The organism is Roseicyclus mahoneyensis (assembly GCF_003148775.1).
Classification (GTDB): domain Bacteria; phylum Pseudomonadota; class Alphaproteobacteria; order Rhodobacterales; family Rhodobacteraceae; genus Roseicyclus; species Roseicyclus mahoneyensis.
Genome location: NZ_QGGW01000001.1, coordinates 249,919 through 275,713 on the forward strand (window position 1 = coordinate 249,919; position 25,795 = coordinate 275,713).

Consider the following 25,795-nt stretch of genomic DNA (forward strand, 5'->3'; position numbering starts at 1 on the left):
GCGACCAGGATGCACGCCTCCGGCGCTGCAAGAGGGCACGCCTCGGGCGTGACGAAACGAAAGGATGGCCCGCGATGAAGATTGCGATCGTGGATGACGAACAGGACATGCGGCAGTCGATCAGCCAGTGGCTGGCGCTGTCGGGGTTCGAGACGCAGACCTTCGCCTCGGCCGAGGAGGCGCTGAAAGCCATTGGCGCCGACTGGCCCGGCGTGGTCGTGACCGACGTCAAGATGCCCGGTATGGACGGCATGGCCTTTCTCAAGCGGCTGATGGGCGTGGACAGCGGTTTGCCGGTGATCTTGATCACAGGGCATGGCGATGTGCCCATGGCGGTCGAGGCGATGCGGATCGGGGCCTATGATTTCCTCGAAAAGCCCTTCAACCCTGACCGGATGACCGAACTGGCCAAGCGCGCAAGCCAGCAGCGGCGCCTGACGCTCGACAACCGGGCACTGCGCCGCGAACTGTCGGACGGCACTGTCTTGATGCGCAAGCTGATCGGTACGAGTTCGGTGATGGAACGCCTGCGTGAGGATATCCTCGATCTGGGTCAGGCCGATGGCCATGTGCTGATCGTGGGCGAGACCGGCACGGGCAAGACGCTTGTCGCGCATGCGCTGCACGCCGTGGGCCCGCGCGCAGGCAAAAGCTTTGTCACCACGTCTTGCGCCGCCCATGACGAGGCGACGCTGGCCGCCATGCTCTTCGGCCCGGTGGGCGAGGATCAGGACAAGCCGCTGGTCGAACAGGCGCGCGGCGGCACGCTGGTGCTCGAGGATATCGAGAGCCTGCCCGGTCCGTTGCAGGCCCGCCTTCTGACCACGATCAACGAACAGGGCACGCCCGCCGAGACCCGGATCGTGGCGATCTGCAACGCGCCCGAACCCGAGATGTGCGAGGCCTCGCTGCGCCCGGACCTGTTCTACCGGCTGGCCGCCATGCGCATCGACCTGCCGCCCCTGCGCCAGCGGGGCGAGGATATCTTGACGCTTTTCACCCGCTTTGGCGAACAGTTTGGCGAGGAATACGGCACCGAGGCACCCCAGGTGACCGCGCAAGAAGCGGCGCAACTGTTGCAGGCGCCCTGGCCGGGCAATGTCCGCCAGCTGATCAACATCGCCGAACGCGCGATCTTGCAGCAGCGCCGCGGCTCGGGCTCCATCGCGTCGTTGCTCATGGCCGACAACGCCGAGATTGCCCCGCAACAGATCGGTGAGGGAAAGCCGCTCAAGGAATACGTCGAGGCCTTCGAGCGGATGCTGATCGACAACACCATGCGGCGCCATCGCGGCTCGATCTCGAACGTGATGGACGAGCTGTGCCTGCCGCGCCGGACCCTGAACGAGAAGATGGCGAAATACGGCCTCAGCCGGTCGGATTATCTTTGAACGGTGACACGGCCTGTCGTCTTCCGTCTATCTGAACGGGGCTGGCAGGGGCGGCGGGCTGGCATGCGTGGGCCAGCCGGGGCCTGAGGAAATCCTGCCTTTAGAATGCCGGGCACGGCGTTTACCGTCGGTCGCGTGATGCCCTGCCGGGGGGTGCTCCGGCGCTCCGGCCCTGAATGCGGGAATGTGATGCTGTTGCCGCCTCTGTTCATTCGTCTCGATCCTTTCGAAATTGCGGTCCTCATCGGTCTGGGGCTTGGCTACCTCGGGCTTTTGCTGGGGCTGTTCGGTCTTGGCCTTTGGCTGCTGCGCCGCCGCCCGGTGATCGGCGTGGCGCTGATGGTTGCGGTTCTGGGGTGGTGTTTCGGCCCCACGCTGGCGGCCAATCTGCGGGGTGCCGGTTTCGCCGCCCTTGTCGAGACGTGGCAGATCGAGCCGGATGACCTGCCTGTGTCGCAGGGACGGGTTCTGGTTCTGGAATTCGACGGGGTCGAGGCGTCTTACGGGGATTTCAATCGCTGCTGGAATGTCTGTTCCGCGCTGCTTCACGACGCCGATCTGGCCGAGGTTCATGTTCTGATACTGCCACCCGATGCGATGGCACAGGGCAGCATGTCCATCGCGTTTGCCGCGCTTGCCCGCGAGGGGCGCCTGTATCGTATCACGCTCGACGCCCCCGAGATCGGGATGGACGGGTATCGCCCCATGGTGGTCGCATCCGTGGAGATGCTGCCCGCGGTCGATCTCGTGATCCTCGAGGATCGCTACGGCAGTCTTGTGACGCGGGCCTGGTCCGCCCTGATGCCCGATCTTCCCCGGCCTGGCGCGATCGGGACCGAGCCGGGAACGGGCGCCTTGACGATCATCGACAGCCTTCATGTCTGGTCGCAATGGCCCGAACCGGGGCAAGACGCCCGACCGCTCGCCCGCCGCCTCCGGGCGATGCATGAGGTGCCGCAGCCGATCCTTTGGCCCGCCGGTGTGGCCGATCCGCGCTATTATCCGGATTTCGGCAGATCACCCTATCTTGCCGACTGGCTCTGCGATGTCGGGGTCGGGGCGACCTGTCCGCCGCCTTGACGAATTGCCATTGCCATTCGCGCGTGCAGCCCCTTAAGGTAGTCAGGCTGGCCTATTGCCAGTCGAACCAGTTTCTCTGCATCCCCGATCCGCGCCGGAATCCGAGCGCGACAGGGAAGGCAGGTCACTCGGGCCGCAAGCGCGACATGCCTTCCGGCCCATCCCGAACCGCCCCCGCAACGGGGCAGAATTGGCCGATCCGGAACCGTCCGGCACGGTCGGAGTCAGACGCGATGCACCGCATGGGCGCACAGAAGGCAAGACGGACAGGGGCGACAGCCCCGACCGCTGCCGCGCCCCCGGTGCTCGCCTTCATCATCAATCGTGACACATCCACTTTCGCCCGGTGCCTTGCACCGCAGGGGCGGCATGGGCCTGTGTCGCGGGCAAGGACACAATGGCAAAGACGATGCTCATCGATGCCACCCATCCCGAGGAAACCCGGGTTGTCGTGGCAGACGGAACCAAGGTCGAGGAATTCGATTTCGAGTCGCTGAACAAGCGGCAACTGGCAGGAAACATCTATCTGGCAAAGGTCACGCGGGTCGAACCCTCGTTGCAGGCCGCCTTTGTCGATTACGGCGGAAACCGCCACGGCTTTCTGGCTTTCTCGGAAATCCATCCCGATTATTACCAGATCCCCGTCGCCGACCGTGAAGCGCTCTTGCGCGAGGAACGCGAATACGCCGAGGCCATGGCCGAAGAAGCCGAAGACGAAGAGGCCAAGCCCAAGCGTGGCCGACGCCCGCGTCGCCGCAAGGCGACCGACAGCAAGCCCGAGGCAACCAATGGCGATGCCGTGACCACGGGTGCGGCCAGCGCGCCATCGGGCATGGATGTGGTCGATCTGGGCGATGACGAGGCCGCGGCCGATGACATGACCGCAACCGATGTGGCGGGCGATGGCGGCGGCTGGGACGATGACCTGCGCGACCGTGCCGCCGAAGACGCCGAAGACGCCGAGGCCGACGAGGCCGAGGAGGCAGAAGCCACCCCGGTGGCCGAGACGGTCGCTGATGACGACACCGAGGAAGACATCCGCCCGGTGCGCAAACCCCGTGCCCGCAAATACAAGATCCAGGAGGTCGTGAAGGTCCGCCAGATCATGCTGGTGCAGGTCGTCAAGGAGGAGCGCGGCAACAAGGGTGCGGCGCTGACCACCTACCTGAGCCTTGCCGGGCGCTATTGCGTGCTGATGCCCAACACCGCGCGCGGCGGCGGCATCTCGCGCAAGATCACCAATGCGGCCGACCGCAAGAAGCTCAAGGAAATCGCCGAGGAAATCGACGTGCCGCAGGGCGCTGGTCTGATCATCCGCACCGCCGGAAGCCAGCGCACCAAGACCGAGATCAAGCGCGACTACGAATACCTCCAGCGCCAGTGGGAACAGATCCGCGACCTGACGCTGAAATCCATCGCGCCGGCGCCCATCTACGAGGAAGGCGATCTGATCCACCGCACGATCCGCGACCTCTACACCCGCGAGATCGAGGAGGTTCTTGTCGAAGGCGATGCCGGCTATCGGCATGCCAAGGACTTCATGAAGATGATCATGCCGTCCCACGCCAAGAACGTGAAGCATTACACCGACCCCACGCCCTTGTTCGCGAAATACAAGGTCGAGGGCTATCTGGCCGACATGTTCAACCCGACCGTCCAGCTCAAGTCGGGCGGCTACATCGTGATCGGCATCACCGAGGCGCTGGTGGCGATCGACGTGAACTCCGGCCGGGCCACCAAGGAAGGCTCGATCGAGGAAACCGCGCTCAAGACCAACATCGAGGCCGCCGAGGAAGTTGCCCGTCAGGTCCGCCTGCGTGACCTTGCGGGCCTTATCGTCATCGACTTCATCGACATGGACGAGCGGCGCAACAACCTTGCGGTGGAAAAGCGCCTCAAGGACAAGCTCAAGACCGACCGCGCCCGCATTCAGGTGGGCCGCATCTCGGCCTTTGGCCTTCTGGAAATGTCGCGCCAGCGCCTGCGCCCCGGCATGCTGGAGGCCACGACACAGCCCTGCAAGGCCTGCCACGGCACCGGCCTGATCCGGTCCGACGACAGCCTTGCGCTCTCGATCCTGCGCCAGCTGGAAGAAGAAGGGCCCAAGGGCCGCGCCAAGGAGGTCAAGGTCGTGGCCCCTGTGGCCATCGTGAACTACCTGATGAACGACAAGCGCGAATACCTTGCCGCGATCGAGCTGCGCTACGGCATGGCGATCCGGATCGAGGCCGATGCCGCGATGGTCTCGCCCGAGTACAAGATCGAGCGATTCAAGACCGCAACCCGCAAGATCGTGGCGGTCTCGCCCGTGATCTCGATGGATGCGTCCCTGATGGACGATCTGGATGAGGATGTGGTCGAGGCCGAAGAGCTGGAGGCCGATGAGGCCGAGGTCGAAGAGGTGGCGCAGCCGAAGGCTCAGCCGGCCCGCCCCGCGTCCGAAGGCGACGAGCAGCCCAAGAAGAAACGCCGCCGCCGTCGCGGTGGCCGCGGTCGTCGCAAGAAGGCCGATGGCACCGGCTACGAGGATGGTCCGGTCGAGGGTGACGAGGACGACACGGATGGCGACGACGACGAGAACGGGGCCGACAGCGACGGGGACGACACCGTGGCCGAGGTGGCCGCCGCGCCCGAAGCCATGACCGAGGCCGAGGTCGCGCCCGTGATCGAGGCCGTGATCGCGCCCGAAGCCCCGGCCACCGAAGAGCCGCCCGCCAAGCCCAAGCGCGTGCGTGCAAGCCGCAGCAAGAAGACCACCAAGCCCGCGGCCGAAGAGGCGGAGGTTGCTTCCGACGCGCCTCAGGCTGACAGCGTCGCGCCCGAGGCAGAAGCCGTGGCCGTCCCTGCAGCTGCACCGGCCCCTGCGCCCACGCCCGAGCCTGTGGCCGAACCGCAAGCTCCCGAGGCAGTGCCGGAACCTGCACCGATCGCCGCCTCTGAACCCGCCGCGGAACCCGTCTCCGAACCCGCTAACGGCGAGGCTCCCAAGCCTAAGCGCCGTGGCTGGTGGCTGGGCGGCTGACCGTCCCGGACACAACGACAAAAGGCGCCCCGCGGGGCGCCTTTTTTGTTTCTCTTCAGAATCTTGCGGTCAGTTGGCGGTTTCGCGCAGCATCGCAACGATCTGCTGCATCCCGTCGATCGGCACATAGCCCCGCACAAGCTGGTCGCCAAAGACGAAGCTCGGTGTGCCCGAGATGGCCATCCGTTGCGCCAAGGCGTGGTTGTATTCGATCGTCTGCATCACCAGCGGATCATTGATCGCGCCCATGATCGCCGCCCCGTCAAGGCCAAGGTCCGCCGCCAGCACCTGCAATGCCGGCTCGGTCACATCGCCGCGCATCTCCATCAGCGCGTCATGGACGCTCACGTAGGCCTCGTCCCCCAGCGCGATGCGGGTGGCGATGGCAAAGCGGGACGCCAGCACCGATTGCTCGCCCAGGATCGGGAATTCCTTGACGATCACGCGGATGTTGCCGTCAAATTCCACCAGATCGGCCACCTCGGGATGCGCGCGCCGGCAGTAGCCGCAGCGGTAATCCATGAATTCCACGATGGTGATGTCGCCCTCGGGATTGCCGAAGCTCACGTCGAAGGCCGAGGAAAACAGCGCATCCGCATTGGCCGCGACCATCATTGCGTCGCGTTCCAGTTCGGCCGCGCCCTGACGCTGTTCCAGAACCGCGATGGCCTCCATCAGCACCTCGGGGTTTTCCAGCAGATAGGCCCGCACCTCGGCGCGGAAGGCGTCGCGCTCGGCCGCGCTGAGGTTGTCCAGATCGGTGGCGGCGGCGGGCAGGGCAAGGCCAAGCGCAAGGCCAAGGGCGGCAAGGTTTTTCAGCACGGCAACATTCTTTCACAAGGTGTTTGGACCTGACTACCACATCCCCCCGGTGCCAAGCCAGCCGCGACGCGCGCGACACGCTCTCACAGACGCGTGAGCGCGCAGGGCCGTTGACGGGAGGGGCAGGGGCTGGTTGAAGGCGCGCATCCCATGCCCGGAGACCCCGAGATGCGCCTTTCCGCCCGCAGCGCCGTCGATCCCTTCATCGTCATGGATGTGATGGAGGCCGCGCGCGCCGCCGAAGAGGCGGGCCGCCACATCATCCACATGGAAGTGGGCCAGCCCGGCACAGGCGCGCCCAAGGCCGCCCGCGCGCGTCTGGCCGCCGAGATGGAGGCGGGGCCGCTGGGCTATACCGTAGCGCTTGGCCGCCCCGACCTGCGCGCGGCCATCGCGGCGCTTTACGGCGAATGGTATGACGTGGACCTTGATCCGGGCCGCGTGATCCTGACCTCGGGCGCGTCGGGCGGCTTCATCCTTGCCTTTTCGGCGCTGTTTGACGCCGGTGACCGCGTGGGTCTGGGCGAGCCCTGCTACCCGTCCTACCGCCAGATCCTGACCGCGATGAGCCTGACGCCCGTGGGCCTGCCCACCACGCTCGATACCCGCTACCAGCCCACGCCCGCCCATCTGGACGCAAGCCTTGCCGGCCTGATCGTGGCCAGCCCCGCCAATCCGACAGGCACGATGCTGGACCGCCCCGCGCTCGCCGCGCTGTCGCAGGCTGTGGCCGATCGCGGCATCGCGCTGATTTCCGACGAGATCTATCACGGCCTGCACTATGCCGAACGCGCCACCAGCGCGCTGGAAGTCACCGATGACGTCTATGTCATCAATTCCTTCTCCAAGTATTTCTCGATGACCGGCTGGCGGCTGGGCTGGATGGTCGTGCCGCCGGATCATGTGCGCGTGATCGAGCGGCTGGCGCAGAACCTCTTCATCTGTCCCAGCCATGCCAGCCAGATCGCGGCCCTTGGCGCGATGTCGCCCGAGGGGCGGCGCGAGCTTGACGGTCACCGCGCGGTCTACGCGAAGAACCGCGAGATCGTGCTGGCGGGGCTGGCGCGCGCGGGGCTGACCAAGATTGCCCCCGCCGATGGGGCCTTTTACGTCTATGTCGATGTCTCGGCCTTCACCGACGATGCGCTCGCGCTCTCGGGTCAGATTCTCGCCGAAGCGGGCGTGGCCGTGACGCCCGGCCTCGATTTCGACAAGACGCGGGGCGGCGGCTTCTTGCGCCTGTCCTATGCCCGCGCGACCGCCGATATCGAAGAGGGGATGGACCGCCTTGGCGCATTTTTCGCGGGCAGGGGCTAGGGCTGTGCGGTGCGGTCTGCTAGACTTGCCGCCAACCAAACCACAACCGGGACCAACCCCGTGATCCGAGCAGTTCTTACCCCGTTTCTTGCGGCGCTTGCCGTCCTTTTCCTGTCAGTTGTCGTCCATGCGCAGGGCTTTGGCGCGCTGGCCCGGTTGATCCCCGAGGAGAGCCGCATCACGGCCGACGAAGAGGGCGTGACGCTGACCCTGTCGCTCAGCCAGCCGGTGCCCTTCCGCGTCTTCACGCTGGCCGATCCGATGCGGCTCGTGGTCGACTTCCGCGAGGTGGCCTTTGGCGATTGGACAGCCGCGCAGCCTTTGCCGCAAGGCTTGGCGACCCTGACGGCGGGTGCGGCGCGCGAGGCGGGCTGGTCGCGTCTGGTGCTGCAGCTTGCCACGCCGATGACGCCCGAGACGGCTGCGATGACGACCGATGCCGCCACCGGACGCGCCACCGTCACGCTGCAGCTTGCGCCCGCCACCGAGGCGGCGTTTCTGGCGCGCATCGGCACCCCGCCCGAGGCAGCCGGCCCCTTGCCGACCCTGCCCGAGGTCGTCATGCGGCCCCGAGACGGCCGCATCACAGTGGTGCTCGACCCCGGCCATGGTGGTGTCGATCCCGGCGCGGTGCGGGGCGACCATACCGAGGCCGATCTGGTCCTGACCTTTGCGCGCGAATTGCGCGACGCGCTGCGCCTGACCGGCCGGGTGGAGGTCGTGCTGACGCGCGATGCCGATGTCTTCGTGCCCTTGCCGACCCGCGTGACGCTGGCGCGTGCGGCAGGCGCGGACCTGTTCTTGTCGATCCATGCCGATGCGCTGGCCGAAGGGCGGGCGCAGGGCGCCACGATCTACACGCTCTCCGACACGGCGTCAGATGCCGCCGCCGAGGCGCTGGCCGAACAGCATGACCGCGCCGATCTGCTGGCGGGCATCGATCTGCGGGGGTCTGACGATGTGGTGGCGGGCGTGCTGATGGACCTTGCCCGCCTCGACACCGCGCCGAGGGCAGAGGCTTTTGCCACGACGCTGGTCGAGACCTTCGGCGCGCAGGGCGTGCGGATGCACCCCCAGCCCTGGGGCGAGGCGGGTTTCACCGTGCTGCGCGCCGCCGACATCCCCTCGGCCCTGCTGGAGATCGGGTTCATCTCGGATGACCGCGATCTTGCCAATATCCTCGATGCCGAATGGCGCGCACGGATGCAGGGGGCGGCGGTGACGGCGATTCTCGCATGGGCCGATGCCGATGCCGCCCGGATGGCGCGGGCGCGGCAATAGCGATCAGGTCGCCACGGCCAGCCTGACCGAATGCCCCATCAGACCGGGATCCTCGGGGCGAAACCAGACCACCGAGAACCCGTTCGCCGACAAGAGGTCGCGATACTCATGGGGGGAGAGGCTGGCGTGATAAACCGGGCTGCCGCCCACTCGTCCCACCGCCTCACCTGCCGACGGGCCGCTTGTGAACAAAAGGCGCGCAGCGGGCGCGGAATGGGCCGCAAAGACAGGAAACATCGCGCGTTGATCTGCCGGGCAGAGATGAAAAAACGAATTGAAGCCGAGGATCACGTCGAACCGTCGCCCAAGGTTCAGCCCCCGCATGTCTGCATGGATTGCCTCGGTCTGCGGCACCCTTGCGCGCAATTGGGCGATCATCGCCGCCGCGCCGTCCACCGCCGTCACCCGGTCTGCGCGCGCCACATACCACGCCGCGATCGGTTCACCCGATCCGCAGCCGAGGTCCAGCACCGACAGCCCCGGCGGGCGACCGGCGACCGTCGCCAACAGGGCCGGTTCCTCCCACAGGGTGCGGTTGCGTTCGCGGGCCCAGCGGGCGGCCTCGGTCTCGTAAGCGGGCAAGATGTCGTCGGGGCCGGACATCCGCACAATATGGTGAAGCAATCGCGGGGCGAAAACCCGCCCATCCCATTTGATCGGCGCGGGTGAGAAGAGTATAGACTGTCCACCAGACACGGGCGGCACTCATGATCCGATTCATCATTGGCATTTTCGGCGCCATTTTCAGCGCCGTCACACTTGGCATCGTCGCCATGGCCATTGCGGTGGGCGGCGTCTTGTTCATGTATTCGCATGACCTGCCCAGCACCGAGGCGCTGTCGTCCTACACGCCCCCCACGATCAGTCGGATCTATTCCCGTGAGGGGATGATCGTCGATGAATTTGCGGCCGAACGGCGCCTGTTCGTGCCGGCCGACGAAATTCCCGATCTGGTCGCCCAAGCCTTCATCAGCGCCGAGGACAGGAATTTCTACGAGCACGGCGGCTATGACCCGCGCGCCATCGCGGCTGCTTTTGTCGAAGCGGTGCAAAGTCGCGGACGCGACGTGCGCGGCGCCTCGACCATCACGCAGCAGGTGATGAAGAACTTCCTGCTCGACGGTTCGCGCACCATCGAACGCAAGGTGCGCGAGATCATCCTCGCCGCGCGGATCGAACAGGCCCTCAGCAAGGAGCGCATCCTTGAACTCTATCTCAACGAGATCTTTCTCGGGCAGAACTCCTACGGAGTGGCCGCCGCCGCCCAGACTTACTTCAACGCCAATCTTGAGGATCTGCGGCTTGAGCAGGTAGCCTATCTGGCGGCCCTGCCGCAGGCACCGTCGAACTTCCACCCGGTGCGCGACTATGATCGCGCCATCAGCCGCCGCAACTACGTTCTGCGCGAGATGTTCGAGAATGGCTACATCTCCCGGGAGGAGATGGAACAGACCACCGCGATGCCGCTCGAGACCGTGCAGGGTGGCCATATCGAGCCCTTCCGCAGTGCCATGCCGCCGCGCGACTATTTCACCGACGAGATCCGCCGCCAGCTCTCCGTTCAATACGGCGAGGACGAGTTCTTTTCCGGTGGCTATACCGTGCGCGCCACCATGGACGAGAGCCTGCAGGTGGTGGCGGCCCGCGCGCTGCGCCGCGCGCTGGAACGCTACGATCGCAACCTCGGCCTCTGGCGCGGCCCAGTGGACACGGTGGACCCGGGCCTTCTGACCGACGAGGCCAGCTGGCGCGAGGCGCTCGCCGATGCCGAGATCGCGCGCGATATCGACGGCTGGTATGCCGCCGTGGTGCTGGAGGTTGGCGCGACCTCCGCCCGGATCGGGATCGAGGGCGTGGAGGAGGATGACGACGGCCATTTCATCCCCGCCGAGGATGTGACCTGGGCCCGGCCTGTCGATGCCGATGGCAACCGCGGCGCGCAGGCCCGTGTCGCGGGCGATCTGTTGTCGGTCGGTGATGTGGTGCATGTGCGCGCGATGACGCGTGACAGCGACGGGTCCTTCCTGCGCTGGACGCTGCGGCAGGTGCCCGCCGTGCAGGGTGGGTTCATGGCGATGGACGTGAACACCGGCCGGGTTCTGGCGATGCAAGGCGGGTTCTCCTACCAGCATTCGAGCTTCAACCGCGCGACGCAAGCGACCCGCCAGCCCGGGTCAAGCTTCAAGCCCTTTGTCTTTGCCGCGGCACTGGACAGTGGCTATTCGCCCAACACCATCGTTCTGGACGCGCCCATCGAGATCGAGACGGGCGCGGGCATCTGGCGGCCGACCAACGCGTCGAACCGCTTTTACGGCCCGTCGCCCCTGCGCACCGGGATCGAGATGTCGCGCAACCTGATGACGGTGCGGCTGGCGCAAGATGTCGGCATGGAAACGGTCGCGCGCTATGCCGAACGTTTCGGCGTCTATGACGACATGCAGCCCTTCCTCGCCAATTCGCTGGGCAGCCAGGAAACGACGTTGTTCCGCATGGTCGCGGCCTATTCCATGTTCGCCAATGGCGGCGAGCGGGTGGAACCGACGCTGGTCGACCGCATTCAGGATCGCTGGGGCAACACCGTCTACCGCCATGACCAGCGCACCTGCCCCGATTGTCAGGTCGCTTCGCTCGAGGCAGGCTTCGCGCCTGCGATCATGTCCAACCGCGAGCGGGTGATCGACCCGATCACGGCCTATCAGATGACCTCGATGATGCGGGGCGTGGTGGATCGGGGCACGGCATCCTCGACCGTCAACCTGCCGGTTCCGGCCGCAGGCAAGACCGGCACCACCAACGACGCGCGCGACGTGTGGTTCGTGGGCTTCACCTCGACCATAGCCGCGGGCTGCTATATCGGCTACGACCAGCCGCAACCGCTGGGGTCGGGCGCGTCGGGTGGCGGCATGTGCGGCCCGGTGTTCAACGAATTCATGCTGGAAGCGACCCGTGAATATGGCGGCGGCCCCTTTGCCGTGCCCGAGGGCGGCGTCTTCTACCCGATCGACCGCTTTTCGGGCCAGCGCCTGCCTGACGGCGCGCAGGGCGGAAATGTGGTCTATGAATTGTTCCGCGACGGCGAGGAGCCTTATTTCGGAATCCTCTCGATCATCGACGGCGGCTGGGGCATGGGGTCGGACCTGCCCTTGTTCGGGCAGGGCGAGACAGGCGAGGCCGGCGACGGCGACCAGACCGTGACCACCTCGACCGGCGAGGCCGCGCGGGTGCCGACGCAATCGGGTTTTGGCACGCTGAGTTCGGGCGGGCTTTACTGACACAGGGCGCTGGTGGGCACGATGGCCCACCCTAAGCTGCGGCCTGGCCGGGCGCGTGACCTTGTGGTGCGGCGCGGGGCTGGTATATCACCCCCGAACGAACCCGAAAGGCCCTGACCATGCGCGCCGAGACGCAATCGCATATCGAGAAGATCCGCAAATCCCTTACCCTGCTGGGTCAGAGACTGGGGCTCGATACCGCGAAGCACCGGCTTGAGGAATTCAACGCCCGCGTAGAGGACCCTTCGCTGTGGAACGACCCGGCCCGCGCGCAAAAGCTGATGCGCGACCGGCAGGCGCTGGTCGACAAGCTGGGGACCTACGAGGCGATCAAGGCAGGGCTGACCGACAATGTCGAGCTGATCGAACTGGGCGAGGCCGAGGGCGATGCCGAGGTGGTGGCCGAGGCCGAGGCGGCACTGGCCGATCTGGTGAAGTCGGCCGCCACCAAGGAGCTTGAGGCGCTCCTCGATGGGGAGGCCGATGGCAATGATGCCTTCCTCGAGATCAACGCAGGTGCCGGCGGCACGGAGGCCTGCGACTGGGCGCTGATGCTGAGCCGGATGTATGTCCGCTGGGCCGAGGCGCATGGCTACGAGGTCGACCAGCAGGACCGCAGCGAGGGCACCGAGGCCGGGATCAAGTCGGTGGTCTACCAGATCAAGGGCCCTAATGCCTACGGCTGGCTGAAATCGGAATCGGGCGTGCACCGGCTGGTCCGGATCAGCCCGTTCGGCAAGGGCACGCGCGAGACCAGCTTCGCCAGCGTGTGGGTCTATCCGGTGATCGACGACAATATCGAGATCGAGGTGAACCCCTCCGATATCCGCATCGACACCTACCGGTCCTCGGGCGCGGGCGGACAGCACGTCAACACGACGGATTCGGCCGTGCGGATCACCCACATGCCGTCAGGCATCGTGGTGACAAGCTCCGAGAAATCGCAGCACCAGAACCGCGACATCGCCATGAAGGCCCTGAAATCGCGGCTTTACCAGATGGAACTGGACCGCCGGAACGCCGCCATCAACGAGGCGCATGAGAACAAGGGCGATGCAGGCTGGGGCAACCAGATCCGGTCCTACGTGCTGCAGCCCTACCAGATGGTCAAGGACCTGCGCACCGGGTTCGAGACCAGCGATACGGGCGGCGTGCTGGACGGCGATCTGGACGGGCTGATGGCCAGCGTTCTGGCGATGGATGTCTCGGGCAAGAGCCGGGCGGACGCGCGCGCCGAGGGGTGATTTGGGCGCCATGATCCGGCGGTGTGCAGTCGGAGGGTGCGGGAGCCTCCGGCGGGGATATTTTTGAAACGAAGAAGCGGGGAGGGTGCGCTATGACCGATCTTTGGCGGCTGGGAGCGCGGGATCTGGGCGCGCGGATCGCGCGGCGTGAGGTCTCACCGGTCGAGGTGATGCGCGAAGTGCTGGGCCGGATCGAGGCGGCCAACGGGCCGGTCAATGCCATCGTGTCATTGCGTGACCGCGAGGCGTTGATGGGCGAGGCGCGGCTGGCCGAGGCGATGGCGCCCGAGGGCTGGCTGCACGGTGTGCCTGTGGCAATCAAGGATCTGGTCGATGTGCGGGGTGTGCGGTCGACGCGGGGCTCGCCGATCCTCAAGGACCATGTGCCGCTGGCCGATGATGGTCTGGCGCGGCGGCTGAGGGCGGCAGGCGCCATCGTGATCGGCAAGACCAATGTGCCGGCCTTTGGCCTCGGCTCTCACACGGTCAACCCGGTGTTTGGCGCAACGCGCAATCCCTATGACCTGTCGCGCAGCGCGGGCGGGTCCTCGGGCGGGGCGGCGGTGGCGCTGGCGCTCCGGATGCTGCCGGTGGCGGATGGCTCGGACATGATGGGGTCGCTGCGCAACCCGGCTGCCTGGAACAATGTCTACGGGTTCCGCCCGACCGCGGGCCTCGTGCCGGGCGAGGCGCGCGACGGCGTGGTGCAGCACCGGCTGTCGACCGATGGGCCGATGGCGCGCGACATCGATGATCTGGAGGCGCTGCTTGGCACGCTGTCGGATGGTGCTTACCGGCCCGGTTCGGGCAAGCTGCCCCGCCGGCCGCGCATTGGCTGGTTGGGCAACTGGGGCGGGGCCTATGCGATGGAGCCGGGCCTTGTGACGCAATCCGAGGCGGCGCTGAGGGTGATGGAAAGCCTTGGTTGGGCGGTAGAACCTGTCGCGCCGCCCTTTCCCGCCGCCGCCCTGTGGGAGGCTTGGGTGACGCTGCGCCAGTTCGCGGTGGCGATGAACCTTGGCCCTTACTGGCGCGTAGAGGCGCATCAGGCGCTGTTGCCCGCGCAGGCCAAGTGGGAGGTGAGCCACGGCTTCGCCCTCAAGGTAGCAGAGGTGGAATGGGCCGCCGAGACGCGTCTGGCATGGCGAGCGGCGGCGCGCGAGATTTTCGCGCGCTTCGACGCGGTGGTGTTGCCCTCGACGCAGGTCTGGCCTTTCGCCGTGGAGGCGCGCTGGCCGGAAACGATCGACGGCACGGTCATGGACACCTATCACCGCTGGATGGAGGTGGTGGCGCCCGCAAGCCTTGGCGGATTGCCCGCATTGGCCTTGCCCGCCGGATTTGGCGCAGAGGGGCTGCCCGCAGGGGTGCAGTTGATCGGCGCGCCGGGGGCGGATGCCGCTCTGATGGCGCTGGGGCAGGCGTATCATGTGGCGACCGACTGGCCGGACAAGCACCCGCCGCCGGGCATGATCTAGGCGCGCGTCAAGGCGCTTGGCGCGGGGGCGGTGCCTCGGCTAGGCTTGGCTGCGGAGACGTGCCGGGCCCGCAGGAGGAAACGGGGGATGCGCGAGGCGATCGAGGTCGAGGCGGACAGCGGCGAGGCGCCTCTTGCGGCCAGCAAGGTGCCCGCCGTGCGCGACATGGTCTTGGATGACATCGGCTTTGCCCTGCGCGCGGGGCTCCGCGATTACAGGACCAAGCCGATGATGGGGCTGTTCTTTTCCCATGTCTATGTGGTCGGCGGGTGGTTGCTTTACGTGTTTTTCTTCGTGACCGACCAGATCTGGTGGGCGATCCCAATCACGCTGGGCTTTCCGCTTTTGGGGCCATTCCTTGCCGTCGGCCTTTACGAGGTGTCGCGGCGGCTGGAGGCGGGGCAAAAGGAATGGCGGCGCAATGACATCTTCGGCGTGATCTGGCGCCAGCGGCTGCGGCAATTGCCCTCAATCGCCTGGATCATCATCGTCTATTTCCTGTTTTGGTCCTTTTTTGCCCACATGCTTTTCGCGCTGTTCCTGGGACCTTCGGCGCTGACCAATGTGACAAGCTCGTATGCCTACCTGCTGGAGCCCGAGGGGCTGGCGATGTTGATGGTTGGCACTGGGTTCGGGGCGGTCTTCGCCTTCGCGCTGTTTTGTCTGACGGCGGTGTCACTGCCGCTTCTTCTGGACAAGGAGCTGGATTTCGTCACCGCGATGCTGACCTCGATCGCGGTGGTGCGGCGCAACCCCGGGGTGATGCTGGCCTGGGGTTTCGTGATTGCCGGGCTGACATTTCTGGGGATGTTGCCGGGGTTGTTGGGCCTGTTCGTCGTGCTGCCGGTGCTCGGGCATGCGACATGGCATATCTACCGTCGGGCCTTGCTGTCGCAAGATTGAGTTGCGCCGGGTCGGGCATGAAAAAGCCGGGCGCAGCGGCCCGGCTTTTTTATTTCGGATCGGTTGGCAGCGATCAGGACGACTTGGCCTCGGACATCGGCGCGGGGCCGGCGGCAGCCGGGCGCGGCACGGCGGGGGCCGGGGACGAGGGCGAGCGGGGGGCCATGCCACCCGAGGACTGGCCGCCGGTCGACAGAGGATCTTCGGCGCGCTGGACGGAGCCTTCGAAATGGGCACCGCTCTCGATGGCGATGGTCTTGTGGATGATGTCACCCTCGACCCGGGCGGTGGAGGTCAGGCGGACCTTGAGACCGCGCACCTTGCCTACGACGCGCCCCGTGACGACGATGTCATCGGCGACGATCTCACCTTCGATGTTGGCGGTTTCGCCGACCGTCAGCAGATGGGCGCGGATGTCACCCTGAACCGTTCCCTCGACCTGAATGTCACCGGTGGTGCGCAGGTTGCCCGTGATCGTCAGATCCGAGCTGAGGATCGACGGATTGGGCTTTGTTTTCGGGGACGAAGAAGGGGTGGTCGACATGTCTGCTCCCGGCTTGGGGCTGGATTTCGGATCGGAGGAAGTCGCGGCGGCGCCGCTTTCGGCACCGGAGGACTTCGGCCCGGGTTCATTTATCTTTGATTTAGAAAACATCGCGTCCTGCCGTGATGAAGGTCATCGGGTTCACCGGGTCGCCGTTGCGCCGCACCTCATAATGTAGGTGGGTCCCTGTGCACCGCCCTGTGCAGCCCATATCACCGATGTGTTCCCCGCGCGAGACCCTTTCGCCCTCGGAGACGTGAAGACGGGTCATGTGGGCGTAGCGGGTGGTGATGCCAAAGCCGTGGTCGATCTCGACCATGAGGCCGTAACCGCTTTGCCTGCCTGCGAAAACCACCCTGCCATCGCCGCCCGCGACGATGTGAGTGCCGCGCGCGCCGGCAAAGTCGACACCGGCGTGAAGCCGCCGACCGCCGTTGAACGGATCGTTGCGGTAGCCGAAGCCAGAGGTGTTGCGATAGGTGCCGCGGACCGGGACAGTAAAGGGCAGACGTTCGGCGGCGATGCGGTGCAGGTTCATGACGTCCAGCTCTGCGAGCAGTTCATTGGCGCGCAGCGACAGGGCGTCGGGCTCCTCGCCCATGGTCGATACGGCGATGGGCATCAAGGGTCCGCCTTGCCCGGAATAGGTGGCGCGCACCTGCCCGATCAGGCGGTCGGTCGACACGCCCGAGGCCGACAACATCCGGTCGAGCGGTTCCATCGACATGGCGACGGCTTCCTCGAGCTGGCGGAACACGCGGTCTTGCCGTTCTTCGGCCAGCGCTGCCTCGTAGCGCATGCGGTCAATCTCGGCGGCGGCTTCGGCCACCAGAGTGGCAGAACCGTCGCGCTGGTCGGCGGTCGCCTCAAGGGCGGCGGCCAGCCGGTCCACGGCGCGGGTCAATTCGGCCTCGCGCGCGGCGGCAGTCTGGATCGTGCCGGTGTCGGCGCTCAACTCGCTGCGCAGCGTCGCCACTTCGCCCCGCGCGGTGTCACGCTCGCCGATTGTGCGCCTGAGCGTCGCCTGGATCACATCGACGGCGGTTTCCAGTTCGCGACGCCGTTCTTCGCTGTCGAGCAGGCGCACCTGCATCGCGGCGACCTGGTTCATCGCGCTGGCAAAGCGTTCTTGCGCCAGCACGGCCTCGTTGGTGCGCAGTTCAACCTGGTCGGACAGCGCGTTGAGGCGGGTCTGGAACATGATCTGTTCGCGCTGTGCCTGCTCGCGGGAATTGCCGGCTGACACCATGTCGATCAGGAAGACCGAGGTGATGATCACCGTCCAGGCGACAACGACACCAAAGCCCGTCAGGATGGCTGCCTGCGTCACCGGCCGAAGGCGGACAAAGCGCGTTCCCTCGTCCGATTTCAGAAACAGGCGTTGTTCGGGAAACCGTCGTTCAAGCGTCGCATTCAGGCGACCGATCAGCCGTGCTGTCACGTTTCTTGCCCCATCTTCCCCTCGTTTTTTGAACCGAACCGGGTTGTCCCGCACCGGCAACGGCTTCCTCGGGGATACAAGGGACCGCACCACGTCTCAACATTCTATCGTCGAAGGGATGATGCGGCACCGTAAATCCGCCTATTCCGGCGGGAATCCGCCGATGGCAGCGGTGCGGAGAGGGCGATCACTCTGACAGTGGCCAGTAGAAATCGGGCGGCAGGCCCGCCTCGGCGCGTTTTTCCTCGTTGAAAGGCGGCTTGAGCGCGCCGTGAAAATAGCGCCGGACAAGATCGTGAAAGGCGTCCTTTGGGTCCAGCTCGTGGCGGCCGCACAGGAAATGGAACCATTTCGACCCGTAGGCGACGTGATGCACTTCCTCGGCATAGATGACCTGCATCGCTGCAACGGCCTGCGTGGCGGCCGGGTCTTTGCCCGCGCGCCGGAAGACCTCGATCATGCCCGGCGTCACGTCGAGGCCACGCGCCTCCAGCACCATCGGCACGACTGCCAGCCGCCCCATCAGGTCATGCGCCGTATCCTCGGCCGCGCGCCACATTCCGGCATGGGCGGGCAGGGCACCGTAATGGCTGCCCATCGTCTCAAGACAATCGGCGATCAGGTTGAAATGCTTGGATTCCTCGTCCGCCGCGCGCACCCAGTCATCGTAGAATCCGATCGGCATCGGCGTGGCGGTGAAACGCGCGATGATGTCCCAGTGAAGGTCCACGGCATTCAGCTCGATATGCGCCACCGCATGCAAGATGGCCGCGCGCCCCTCGGGCGTTCCGGGGCGACGGCGCGGCACATCGCGCGGGTCGAGCAGCGCGGGTGCGTCGGGTCGGGCGGGGCGGTCGGGTGGGCTGGCCGTGCCGATCTCGGGCACGGCACCCGTGGCCCGCGCGGCTTGCCACAGCCCGGCATAGCGGCGCGACAGCGCGGTCTTTTCGCGCGCGTCAGAGGTGGTCAGGACGGCCTCGGCCATCTGCGCAAGGGGGATCAGGTCACTCATGCAGGGGGCATGCGGGCCCCGCGCCCCGCCGTCAAGCGAAACGCGGGCCGGTGGCTTGGCCTAAAGCGCCTTGACGGCGGCCAGAACCTCATCGGCATGGCCGGGCACCTTGACCTTGGGCCAGGTGGCCCGGATCACGCCCGCCCCGTCGATCAAAAAGGTCGAGCGTTCGATCCCGAGGTAGGATTTGCCATACATGGATTTTTCGACCCAGACGCCATAGCGCTCGCAGACATCGCTTGCCTCGTCCGAGGCGAGGATCACGCCCAGACCATGCTTGGCGATGAACTTGTCATGCTTGGCCGCGCTGTCCTTGGACACGCCCACGACAACCGCACCCGCGGCCTCGAACTCGGCTGCCAGACCGGAAAAGGCGATCGCCTCCTTGGTGCAGCCGGGCGTGTCGTCCTTGGGGTAGAAGTAAAGGACCACGGTCTTGGGCTGCAGGCCCGACAGGGTGATGTCGCCGCCGCCATCGCGGGGCAGGGTGAAGTCGGGGGCGGTGCTGCCGATCTGTGTCATGGGAACCTCACGCTGGGGCATCGGAAAATCATTTCGGCGCAGTCGCGCCGGCCGGTTTGCAAGCTAGCCGGTTTGCGGCGAAGATAAAGCCCTGAGGCGGCAAGACCAAAGGGCGGACAGGCGCGTCATGGCGACGACGGACATCACAGGCGGCGCGGGCGGTGACGACCCGCCCCGGCGCAGACGAAGGATCTGGCCGGCGCTGGCGCTTGCCGGGCTGGTCGTTGGCGTCGTGCCGCTGTCCGCGGCGGGGGCGCTGTGGCTTCGGCTGGCGGCCGGACCGCTGGAATTGCCCGCGTCTGTCACGATGCGGGTCGAAGCCGCGCTCGACGCGGCCATGCCCGCCAATGGCGTCACGCTGGAGCGGCTTGCCGTCAGCCGCGCCGAAGGTGCCGCCCGCTTTGACGTGCAGCTGATCAACCTGCGGCTGACCGATCCCGATGGCAGCTTGCGCGCCGCCTTTCCTGAGGTGTCCGTGACGCTCTCGGCACAGGCTCTGGCGCGGGGCGAGATCAGGCCGATCAGCGTGGATCTGGACAATGCGGGATTGGGGCTCAGCCGCGACGCGGACGGGCAGATCGACCTTGCCTTGACCGGAGGCGGCGAGATCGGACGCCAGAGCCTGCCCGATACGCTGGCACGGCTGGACCAGATGTTCGCCGCGCCAGCCTTTGCCGAGCTGGGCGAGGTGACGGCCAGCGGCCTGTCGCTGGCCATGGCCGACGCGGTCACCGGACAGGTGATGCGGGTCAGCGACGCGCGGATGCGGCTGGAACGCAAGAACAACGTGCTGACCGTCACGCTGGGCGGCGCGCTGTCGGGCAGCCGGGATGCCACCATCGACATTGCGCTCAGCCGCGCGGCGGCAACGGGCGCCACCAACATCGGTTTTGCCTTCACCAATCTTTCTGCGCGTGACGTGGCGACGGTGGGGCCCGTGCTGGCCTGGGTCGATCTGATGCGCGCGCCGATCTCGGGGTTCATGGGCGGCGCGTTGAACGACGACGGATCGGTCGGCGATCTGCGCGCCACGCTCGACATCGGGGCCGGGCAGGTGACGCTGGACGGGGCCGCGACGCCCCTGCGGTTCGACAGCCTGACGGCCGCCATGCGCTATGATGCAAGTGCCGGGCGGATCGTCTTCGACAGCGTGGCCCTGCGCGCGCCCGACCTGTCGCTCGATGCGGCAGGCCATGCCGATGTGTCGCCCGATGGCACCCGCTACACCGCGCAGTTCCGGATGACCGACATCATTGTGGCCCGCACCGATCTCTATCCCGAGCCCTTGGAACTGGACGGGGCGATGGCCGACCTGCGTCTGACGCTTTCGCCCGAGGTGGTGATCGAGATCGGGCAGGCGGTGATCCATGACGCCGGGCTGGAACTGCACGCCCGTGGCCGGATCGCATCGCACGAGGAGGGCTTGGATATCGCTTTCGATGCGCATGTCCCCGAGGCGCGCGCGCGCGAGGCGCTGACCTATTGGCCCCCCGCAATGTTGCCCGACACCCGCGGCTGGATCGCCGAGCGGCTGACCGAGGGGCGGCTGTCGGGCGTCGATCTGGCGGTAAGGGCCCGGCCCGGCGCTGCCCCTGTCCATGACCTCAGCTTCGACTTCGACGGCGTGCGGTTGCTTGTCTTGCCAGATCTGCCCCCGATCGAGGGCGGGGTGGGTTATCTGTCACTATCGGGCCCGCGTCTGATCTTGCAGCTGGACGAGGGGGCCTTGATCGCGCCGGGCGGGGCAGCGGTGGCGATCGACGGCTCGCGCATGGTCATTGCCGACACAAGCCAGCGCGGCCCCGAGGCGGTGATCGATCTCGCGGTGGCGGGCGAATTGACCGATGTTCTGACGCTGCTGACACGCCCGCCTGTGCGCCTGTTCGCGGGCGGAGCGATGACGCCCGCCCAGATCGGCAGCGGCGGTCTGAGCGCCGAGGGGCACATCACAACGCGGCTGATGCGGCACGACGGCACCGGCGGGGTCGACTATGCCTTTGCGGGCGAGATCGGTGGCTTCGCCTCGGACACGCTGGTGCCCGGTCGCAGCCTGACCGCCGAGCGGTTGCAGGTGGAGGTAGACCCCTCGATGTTGCGCATCGCGGGGCAGGCGACGTTTGACGGCGTGCCGCTGACGGGCCAATGGACGCGCCCGCTGGGCGCGCAGGCCGCGCGCGCCAGCCTGCTCGAGGCGCGCACGGGGCTGTCGCGCGACCGGCTAGCGGCGCTGGGCGTGACCCTTCCCGAGTGGATGCTGTCGGGCGAGGCGCCCGCCGATATCGTGGTCAGCCTCCCCGATGGCGCCCCGCCGCAGCTTAGGGTGAGCTCGGATCTTGCGGGCGCGGCGCTGGCGCTGCCGCCTCTGGGCTGGGCCCTGACGGCAGGACAGACGGGGCGGTTCGAGGCAGAGATCCTGCTGGGCCCAGATCCCGCCGTGACGCGGCTGGCGCTGCAAGGGAACGGGCTGGACATGCTGTGCAGGATCAGCTTAGCGCCCGGCGGCGGGCTGGACCGCTTGACCGCGGACCGGGTCCGGCTTGACGGCTGGCTCGATGTCACGGGTGCGTTGGTCGGGCGTGGGGGCGCACGCCCGCCGGGGATTGAGGTGACTGGCGGCACGCTCGACCTGCGTGGCGCGCCGCAGGGCGGCGGGGTGGGCGGCATCGTGGGCGGGCCGATCAGCGCGACTCTCGACCGACTGCAGATCAGCGAGGGGATCGCGCTGACCGCGCTCAGCGCCGAGATGACCAGCGATGGCGGCCTGTCGGGCCAGTTCCGCGGCCGGGTGAACGGAGAGGCGCCGGTCACGGGCACGCTTGTGTCCACGCCCAATGGCTCGGCGGTCCGGGTCCGGGCCGAGGATGGCGGGGCGGTGCTGCGCGCGGCGGGGGTGTTCCGAACCGCCCATGGCGGCGCGATGGAGCTGATCTTGCAGGCCACAGGCGCGACGGGCACCTATGATGGCACGCTCTCGATCGAGAACCCGCGCCTGCGCGACGCGCCCGTGATGGCGGAATTGTTGAACCTGATCTCGGTCGTGGGGCTTTTGGAGCAACTGAGCGGCGAGGGGATCAATCTGGGTTCCGTCGATGCCCGCTTCCGCCTGACGCCTGCGCAGGTCATCTTGCAGCAGGGCACCGCGGTCGGCCCGGCGCTGGGCCTGTCGCTTGACGGTACCTACACTTTGGGCACGCGCGCATTGGATATGCAGGGCGTGGTCTCGCCGCTCTATGTGGTCAACGGGCTGGTGGGAGCGCTCTTCGCGCCACGCCGCGAGGGGTTGTTCGGGTTTTCCTACCGGTTGACGGGGCGGGCCGATAACCCGCAGGTCTTCGTGAACCCCTTGTCGATTCTGACGCCCGGCGTGTTCCGCGACATCTTTCGCCGCCCGCCGCCCGAGCTGACTGGCAATTGAATGAAACTTGAAGATTTCGATTTCGACCTGCCCGAGGCGCTGATCGCCACGCGGCCCGCGCGGCCGCGGTCCTCGGCGCGGCTTTTGCATGCCGAGGCAGGCGCGACCGGCGACCGCCACGTCTTCGATCTGCCAAAGATCTTGCGGCCGGGCGACCGGCTGGTTCTCAACGACACCCGCGTGATCCCTGCGCGGTTGACCGGACAGCGCACGCGGCAAAGCGCGCAAGGGACGGTCACCGCCCGGATCGAGGTCACCTTGATGGAACCGCAGGCCGATGGCACATGGTCTGCGCTGGCCAAGCCGCTACGCAAGATCAAGATCGGAGAAAGTATTTTTTTTTCCAACGATCTGTTGGCTGAAGTTCAGGCATTGGATGAAGGTCTGCGCCTGCGCTTCAACCTTGCGGGAAGCGATTTCGACGCAGCCCTCGACGCCGCCGGCGCCATGCCCCTGCCGCCTTATATCGCGGGCAAACGCGCGCCGGACGCGCGCGACCGCGAGGATTACCAGACGGTCTGGGCCAAACGCGCGGGCGCGGTGGCTGCGCCCACGGCATCCTTGCATTTCGACGAGCCGCTGATCGCGGCGCTGACGCACAGGGGCGTCGATTTCACCTTTGTCACGCTGCATGTCGGCGCGGGGACATTTCTGCCCGTGACGGTCGAGGATGTGACCACCCACAAGATGCACGCCGAATGGGGCGAGGTGCGCGCGGCCGCCGCCGCCGAGATCAACGCCACGCGGGCGGGCGGCGGACGGATCATTCCCGTCGGCACCACGGCGCTGCGCCTGATCGAAAGCGCGACCGCCGCCGATGGCACGGTGCACCCCTTCGAGGGCGATACCGACATCTTCATCTATCCCGGTTACCGCTTTCGCGTGACGGATGGATTGATGACAAATTTCCATCTGCCGAAATCGACGCTGATGATGCTGGTATCGGCCCTGATGGGCGAGGCGCGCGTCCGGCAAGTTTACGCCCATGCCATCGCGGAAGGCTACCGCTTCTTCTCCTACGGTGACGCGTCCTTGCTTATACCGTCGCACCCGTGACAGACGGGGGGTCCTTCCGCCCCCACCGTTCCGCGGACCAGCCAGGGAAAGGCAACCTGACATGATCCACGTTCTCCGCTCCTCCTGGGCGCTTTTGCTCGGCATGTTCCTGCTGCAGATCGGCAACGGTCTGCAAAGCTCGATGATGGGCGTGCGCGGCGCGATCGAAGGGTTTTCGACCTTTCAGATCTCGCTGATCGCGTCATGCTATTTCCTTGGTTTTCTGGGTGGCTCGCGGTTTGCGCCGGTCTTCATCGCCAAGGTGGGGCATGTGCGGGTGTTCGCGGCGCTGGGCTCGCTCATTTCCGCGACGCTGATCTCCTACCCTCTTCTGGCCGATCCCTATGCGTGGATGGTTCTGCGGGTGATCCTCGGCTTCTCCATCTCGGGCGTCTATGTCTCGGCGGAGAGCTGGCTCAACGATGCCTCGACCAACACCACGCGGGGCCAGGCCTTGTCGGCCTATGTGCTGGTGCAGATGGTGGGCCTCGTGGCCGCGCAGGGCATCTTGTCGGCGGGTGATCCGACGGGGTGGCTGTTGTTCGTCATCCCCTCGATCCTCGTGTCGATCAGTTTTGCGCCGATCTTGCTGTCGGTGCAGCCCGCGCCTGCCTTTGGTGCGACCCGCACGATGAGCCTCGGCGCGCTTTACCGCGCCTCGCCCTTCGGGGTCGTCGGCATGGCATTGCTGGGGGCGGTCTTCGCCGGGCAGTACGGCATGACGGCGGTTTATGCGACCGAGATGGGCCTGAGTCTTGGGGAATTGTCGGCCTTCGTCTCGTCGATCTTCATCGGCGGCATCATCTTGCAATATCCCATCGGCTGGCTGTCGGACCGGATGGACCGGCGCACACTGATCGTGGTTTGCGCGGGCCTGTCGGGGTTGGTGTGCCTGATCGGGCTGTTTTTCGGCGACATTTACCCGGTCCTTCTGGCCGTCGGCGTCTTGTCGGGCGGCTTGGCACAGCCGCTTTACGCGCTGCTGATCGCCTATACCAATGACTATCTCGCCCCGGAGGACATGCCTGCAGCCTCGGGCGGTCTGTTGTTCGTGAACGGTCTGGGGGCCGTGGCCGGGCCGCCGGTGATTGGTCTGGCGATGGGGCGGTTCGGGCCGGGCGCGTTCTGGCTGGTCTTGGCCACGATTCTCTTCGTCACCGTGCTTTACGGGATCTGGCGGATGACGCAGCGTGTGTCGGCCTATGCTGAGGAGGGCGATTACGACGCCGTGCCCTATGCCAACCTGTTGCCGGGGGCGGCATCCCCGGTTGCGGTCGCCGCCGCGCAGGAGTTGTATGTGGAGGCGGCCGAAGGCATGGCCGATGCGCATGACGCTACAGATGCGCGACCGGCACGACAGGCCGACCTGCGGGCGGCAAACAAAGGGGTGTGAGGCGATGGTCAAACCGATGGCAAACCGCGCGGGCGAAGTGCTGACCTTCTGGGAAGAGGCCGGCCCCGAGATGTGGTACAAGCAAGACGACAGCTTCGACCGCACGATCCGTGACCGGTTCGGCGCGCTATGGGATACGGCTGCGGCGGGCGAATGCGACCGCTGGGCAGTGGGGCCGCGGACTTCGCTGGCGCTGATTGTGCTTCTGGACCAGTTTCCGCGCAACATGTTCCGCGGCAGCGCCTTGGCCTTTGCCACAGATGACCGCGCGCTTCTGGCCGCGCATCTGGCGCTGTCGAATGGCTGGGACCTGCGCATCGACCCGCCGCTCAGGCAATTCTTCTATCTGCCCTTCATGCATTCCGAACAACTGACCCATCAGGACCGCAGCGTGCGGCTCTTCAAGGCGCGGATGGAGGAGGGCGACAACCTGCTGCATGCCCGCGCCCACCGTGAGATCATCCGCCGTTTCGGCCGCTTTCCCTATCGCAACGCGGCGCTCGGGCGGGTGTCCACCCCGGCCGAGGAGGTGTTTTTGTCGGGCGGTGGGTACGCTGCGATCTTGGGCGAGCTTGCGTCGACAGCGGCGTAAGGGCGGCGGA

19 protein-coding genes are annotated in these 25,795 nt (G+C 66.6%); 13 read left to right on the forward strand and 6 right to left on the reverse strand.

Translation table 11 applies throughout. The features are described from left to right. The first annotated feature begins 74 nt into the window (after positions 1-74). The 3 genes from C7455_RS01295 (at position 75) to C7455_RS01305 (ending at position 5,493) form a co-directional block, all read left to right on the forward strand. The gene (locus C7455_RS01295) at positions 75-1,391 is read left to right on the forward strand and encodes a sigma-54-dependent transcriptional regulator (RefSeq protein WP_109664432.1); all 1,317 of its coding nucleotides are present in this window, start codon (positions 75-77) and stop codon (positions 1,389-1,391) included. Between the two features lie 189 nt (positions 1,392-1,580). Next, positions 1,581-2,471: a hypothetical protein gene (locus C7455_RS01300; RefSeq protein ID WP_146199899.1), complete on the forward strand. Its 891-nt coding sequence runs from the start codon at positions 1,581-1,583 to the stop codon at positions 2,469-2,471. Positions 2,472-2,868: 397 nt separating this feature from the next. Then, positions 2,869-5,493, forward strand: coding sequence for an Rne/Rng family ribonuclease (locus C7455_RS01305; protein ID WP_109664438.1), 2,625 nt, complete (start codon positions 2,869-2,871; stop codon positions 5,491-5,493). A gap of 69 nt (positions 5,494-5,562) precedes the next feature. Here C7455_RS01305 and C7455_RS01310 read toward each other — a convergent pair whose 3' ends face one another. Beyond that, a complete protein-coding gene (locus tag C7455_RS01310; RefSeq protein ID WP_245904175.1) occupies positions 5,563-6,315 on the reverse strand; it encodes a DsbA family protein in 753 nt (250 codons plus the stop codon). A gap of 168 nt (positions 6,316-6,483) precedes the next feature. Here C7455_RS01310 and C7455_RS01315 point away from each other — a divergent pair, with 168 nt between their 5' ends. Further along, complete coding sequence (locus C7455_RS01315; protein WP_109664441.1) at positions 6,484-7,632, forward strand: pyridoxal phosphate-dependent aminotransferase; 1,149 nt, start codon at positions 6,484-6,486, stop codon at positions 7,630-7,632. A 60-nt stretch (positions 7,633-7,692) separates the two neighbouring features. After that, positions 7,693-8,913: an N-acetylmuramoyl-L-alanine amidase gene (locus tag C7455_RS01320; protein ID WP_170118967.1), complete on the forward strand. Its 1,221-nt coding sequence runs from the start codon at positions 7,693-7,695 to the stop codon at positions 8,911-8,913. A gap of 3 nt (positions 8,914-8,916) precedes the next feature. Here C7455_RS01320 and C7455_RS01325 read toward each other — a convergent pair whose 3' ends face one another. Continuing rightward, a complete protein-coding gene (locus tag C7455_RS01325) occupies positions 8,917-9,516 on the reverse strand; it encodes a class I SAM-dependent DNA methyltransferase (protein WP_109664446.1) in 600 nt (199 codons plus the stop codon). 104 nt (positions 9,517-9,620) lie between these two features. On the opposite strand from C7455_RS01325, the gene C7455_RS01330 reads away from it, so the two are divergent. From C7455_RS01330 to C7455_RS01345, 4 genes are all read left to right on the forward strand, one after another. Then, positions 9,621-12,185 carry a penicillin-binding protein 1A gene (locus tag C7455_RS01330; RefSeq protein WP_109664450.1) on the forward strand — a complete coding sequence of 855 codons (2,565 nt, stop codon included), beginning with the start codon at positions 9,621-9,623 and terminating at the stop codon, positions 12,183-12,185. Between the two features lie 119 nt (positions 12,186-12,304). Then, on the forward strand, positions 12,305-13,429 hold the full coding sequence (prfB, locus tag C7455_RS01335) for a peptide chain release factor 2 (protein ID WP_109664453.1): 1,125 nt from the start codon (positions 12,305-12,307) through the stop codon (positions 13,427-13,429). Between the two features lie 92 nt (positions 13,430-13,521). Next, a complete protein-coding gene (locus C7455_RS01340) occupies positions 13,522-14,907 on the forward strand; it encodes an amidase (RefSeq protein WP_109664456.1) in 1,386 nt (461 codons plus the stop codon). An 87-nt stretch (positions 14,908-14,994) separates the two neighbouring features. Continuing rightward, positions 14,995-15,810 carry a DUF2189 domain-containing protein gene (locus C7455_RS01345; RefSeq protein ID WP_109664458.1) on the forward strand — a complete coding sequence of 272 codons (816 nt, stop codon included), beginning with the start codon at positions 14,995-14,997 and terminating at the stop codon, positions 15,808-15,810. Between the two features lie 73 nt (positions 15,811-15,883). Here C7455_RS01345 and C7455_RS01350 read toward each other — a convergent pair whose 3' ends face one another. The 4 genes from C7455_RS01350 to C7455_RS01365 all read right to left on the reverse strand — a co-directional run bounded on the left by C7455_RS01350 (position 15,884) and on the right by C7455_RS01365 (position 19,329). Next, entirely contained in the window at positions 15,884-16,465 is a 582-nt protein-coding gene (locus C7455_RS01350) for a bactofilin family protein (RefSeq protein ID WP_109664461.1), read from the reverse strand. Beyond that, complete coding sequence (locus C7455_RS01355; RefSeq protein WP_109664463.1) at positions 16,455-17,795, reverse strand: DUF5930 domain-containing protein; 1,341 nt, start codon at positions 17,793-17,795, stop codon at positions 16,455-16,457. Before C7455_RS01355 ends, C7455_RS01350 begins: the two co-directional genes overlap by 11 nt. A 187-nt stretch (positions 17,796-17,982) precedes the next feature. Beyond that, positions 17,983-18,798, reverse strand: coding sequence for a ferritin-like domain-containing protein (locus C7455_RS01360; RefSeq protein WP_109666052.1), 816 nt, complete (start codon positions 18,796-18,798; stop codon positions 17,983-17,985). A gap of 69 nt (positions 18,799-18,867) precedes the next feature. Further along, on the reverse strand, positions 18,868-19,329 hold the full coding sequence (locus tag C7455_RS01365) for a peroxiredoxin (RefSeq protein WP_109664466.1): 462 nt from the start codon (positions 19,327-19,329) through the stop codon (positions 18,868-18,870). A gap of 127 nt (positions 19,330-19,456) precedes the next feature. Between C7455_RS01365 and C7455_RS01370 the strand changes: the two genes are divergently transcribed. The 4 genes from C7455_RS01370 (at position 19,457) to C7455_RS01385 (ending at position 25,785) form a co-directional block, all read left to right on the forward strand. Then, positions 19,457-22,744 (forward strand): YhdP family protein, encoded by a 3,288-nt coding sequence (locus C7455_RS01370; protein ID WP_109664469.1) that lies wholly within the window; start codon positions 19,457-19,459, stop codon positions 22,742-22,744. Beyond that, positions 22,745-23,800, forward strand: coding sequence for a tRNA preQ1(34) S-adenosylmethionine ribosyltransferase-isomerase QueA (gene queA / locus C7455_RS01375; protein ID WP_109664471.1), 1,056 nt, complete (start codon positions 22,745-22,747; stop codon positions 23,798-23,800). A 61-nt stretch (positions 23,801-23,861) separates the two neighbouring features. Then, entirely contained in the window at positions 23,862-25,193 is a 1,332-nt protein-coding gene (locus tag C7455_RS01380; protein ID WP_109664473.1) for an MFS transporter, read from the forward strand. Positions 25,194-25,197: 4 nt separating this feature from the next. Further along, a complete protein-coding gene (locus tag C7455_RS01385) occupies positions 25,198-25,785 on the forward strand; it encodes a DUF924 family protein (RefSeq protein ID WP_245904176.1) in 588 nt (195 codons plus the stop codon). The last annotated feature ends 10 nt before the right edge of the window (positions 25,786-25,795 follow it).

What these genes read in the sequence shown, in the direction of transcription:
- C7455_RS01295 (WP_109664432.1), top strand. Translation starts at nt 75, where the DNA reads ATGAAGATTGCGATCGTGGATGACGAACAGGACATGCGGCAGTCGATC.
- C7455_RS01300 (WP_146199899.1), top strand. Translation starts at nt 1,581, where the DNA reads ATGCTGTTGCCGCCTCTGTTCATTCGTCTCGATCCTTTCGAAATTGCG.
- C7455_RS01305 (WP_109664438.1), top strand. Translation starts at nt 2,869, where the DNA reads ATGGCAAAGACGATGCTCATCGATGCCACCCATCCCGAGGAAACCCGG.
- C7455_RS01315 (WP_109664441.1), top strand. Translation starts at nt 6,484, where the DNA reads ATGCGCCTTTCCGCCCGCAGCGCCGTCGATCCCTTCATCGTCATGGAT.
- C7455_RS01325 (WP_109664446.1), bottom strand. Translation starts at nt 9,516, where the DNA reads ATGTCCGGCCCCGACGACATCTTGCCCGCTTACGAGACCGAGGCCGCC.
- C7455_RS01330 (WP_109664450.1), top strand. Translation starts at nt 9,621, where the DNA reads ATGATCCGATTCATCATTGGCATTTTCGGCGCCATTTTCAGCGCCGTC.
- prfB (WP_109664453.1), top strand. Translation starts at nt 12,305, where the DNA reads ATGCGCGCCGAGACGCAATCGCATATCGAGAAGATCCGCAAATCCCTT.
- C7455_RS01340 (WP_109664456.1), top strand. Translation starts at nt 13,522, where the DNA reads ATGACCGATCTTTGGCGGCTGGGAGCGCGGGATCTGGGCGCGCGGATC.
- C7455_RS01345 (WP_109664458.1), top strand. Translation starts at nt 14,995, where the DNA reads ATGCGCGAGGCGATCGAGGTCGAGGCGGACAGCGGCGAGGCGCCTCTT.
- C7455_RS01350 (WP_109664461.1), bottom strand. Translation starts at nt 16,465, where the DNA reads ATGTTTTCTAAATCAAAGATAAATGAACCCGGGCCGAAGTCCTCCGGT.
- C7455_RS01365 (WP_109664466.1), bottom strand. Translation starts at nt 19,329, where the DNA reads ATGACACAGATCGGCAGCACCGCCCCCGACTTCACCCTGCCCCGCGAT.
- C7455_RS01370 (WP_109664469.1), top strand. Translation starts at nt 19,457, where the DNA reads ATGGCGACGACGGACATCACAGGCGGCGCGGGCGGTGACGACCCGCCC.
- queA (WP_109664471.1), top strand. Translation starts at nt 22,745, where the DNA reads ATGAAACTTGAAGATTTCGATTTCGACCTGCCCGAGGCGCTGATCGCC.
- C7455_RS01380 (WP_109664473.1), top strand. Translation starts at nt 23,862, where the DNA reads ATGATCCACGTTCTCCGCTCCTCCTGGGCGCTTTTGCTCGGCATGTTC.
- C7455_RS01385 (WP_245904176.1), top strand. Translation starts at nt 25,198, where the DNA reads ATGGTCAAACCGATGGCAAACCGCGCGGGCGAAGTGCTGACCTTCTGG.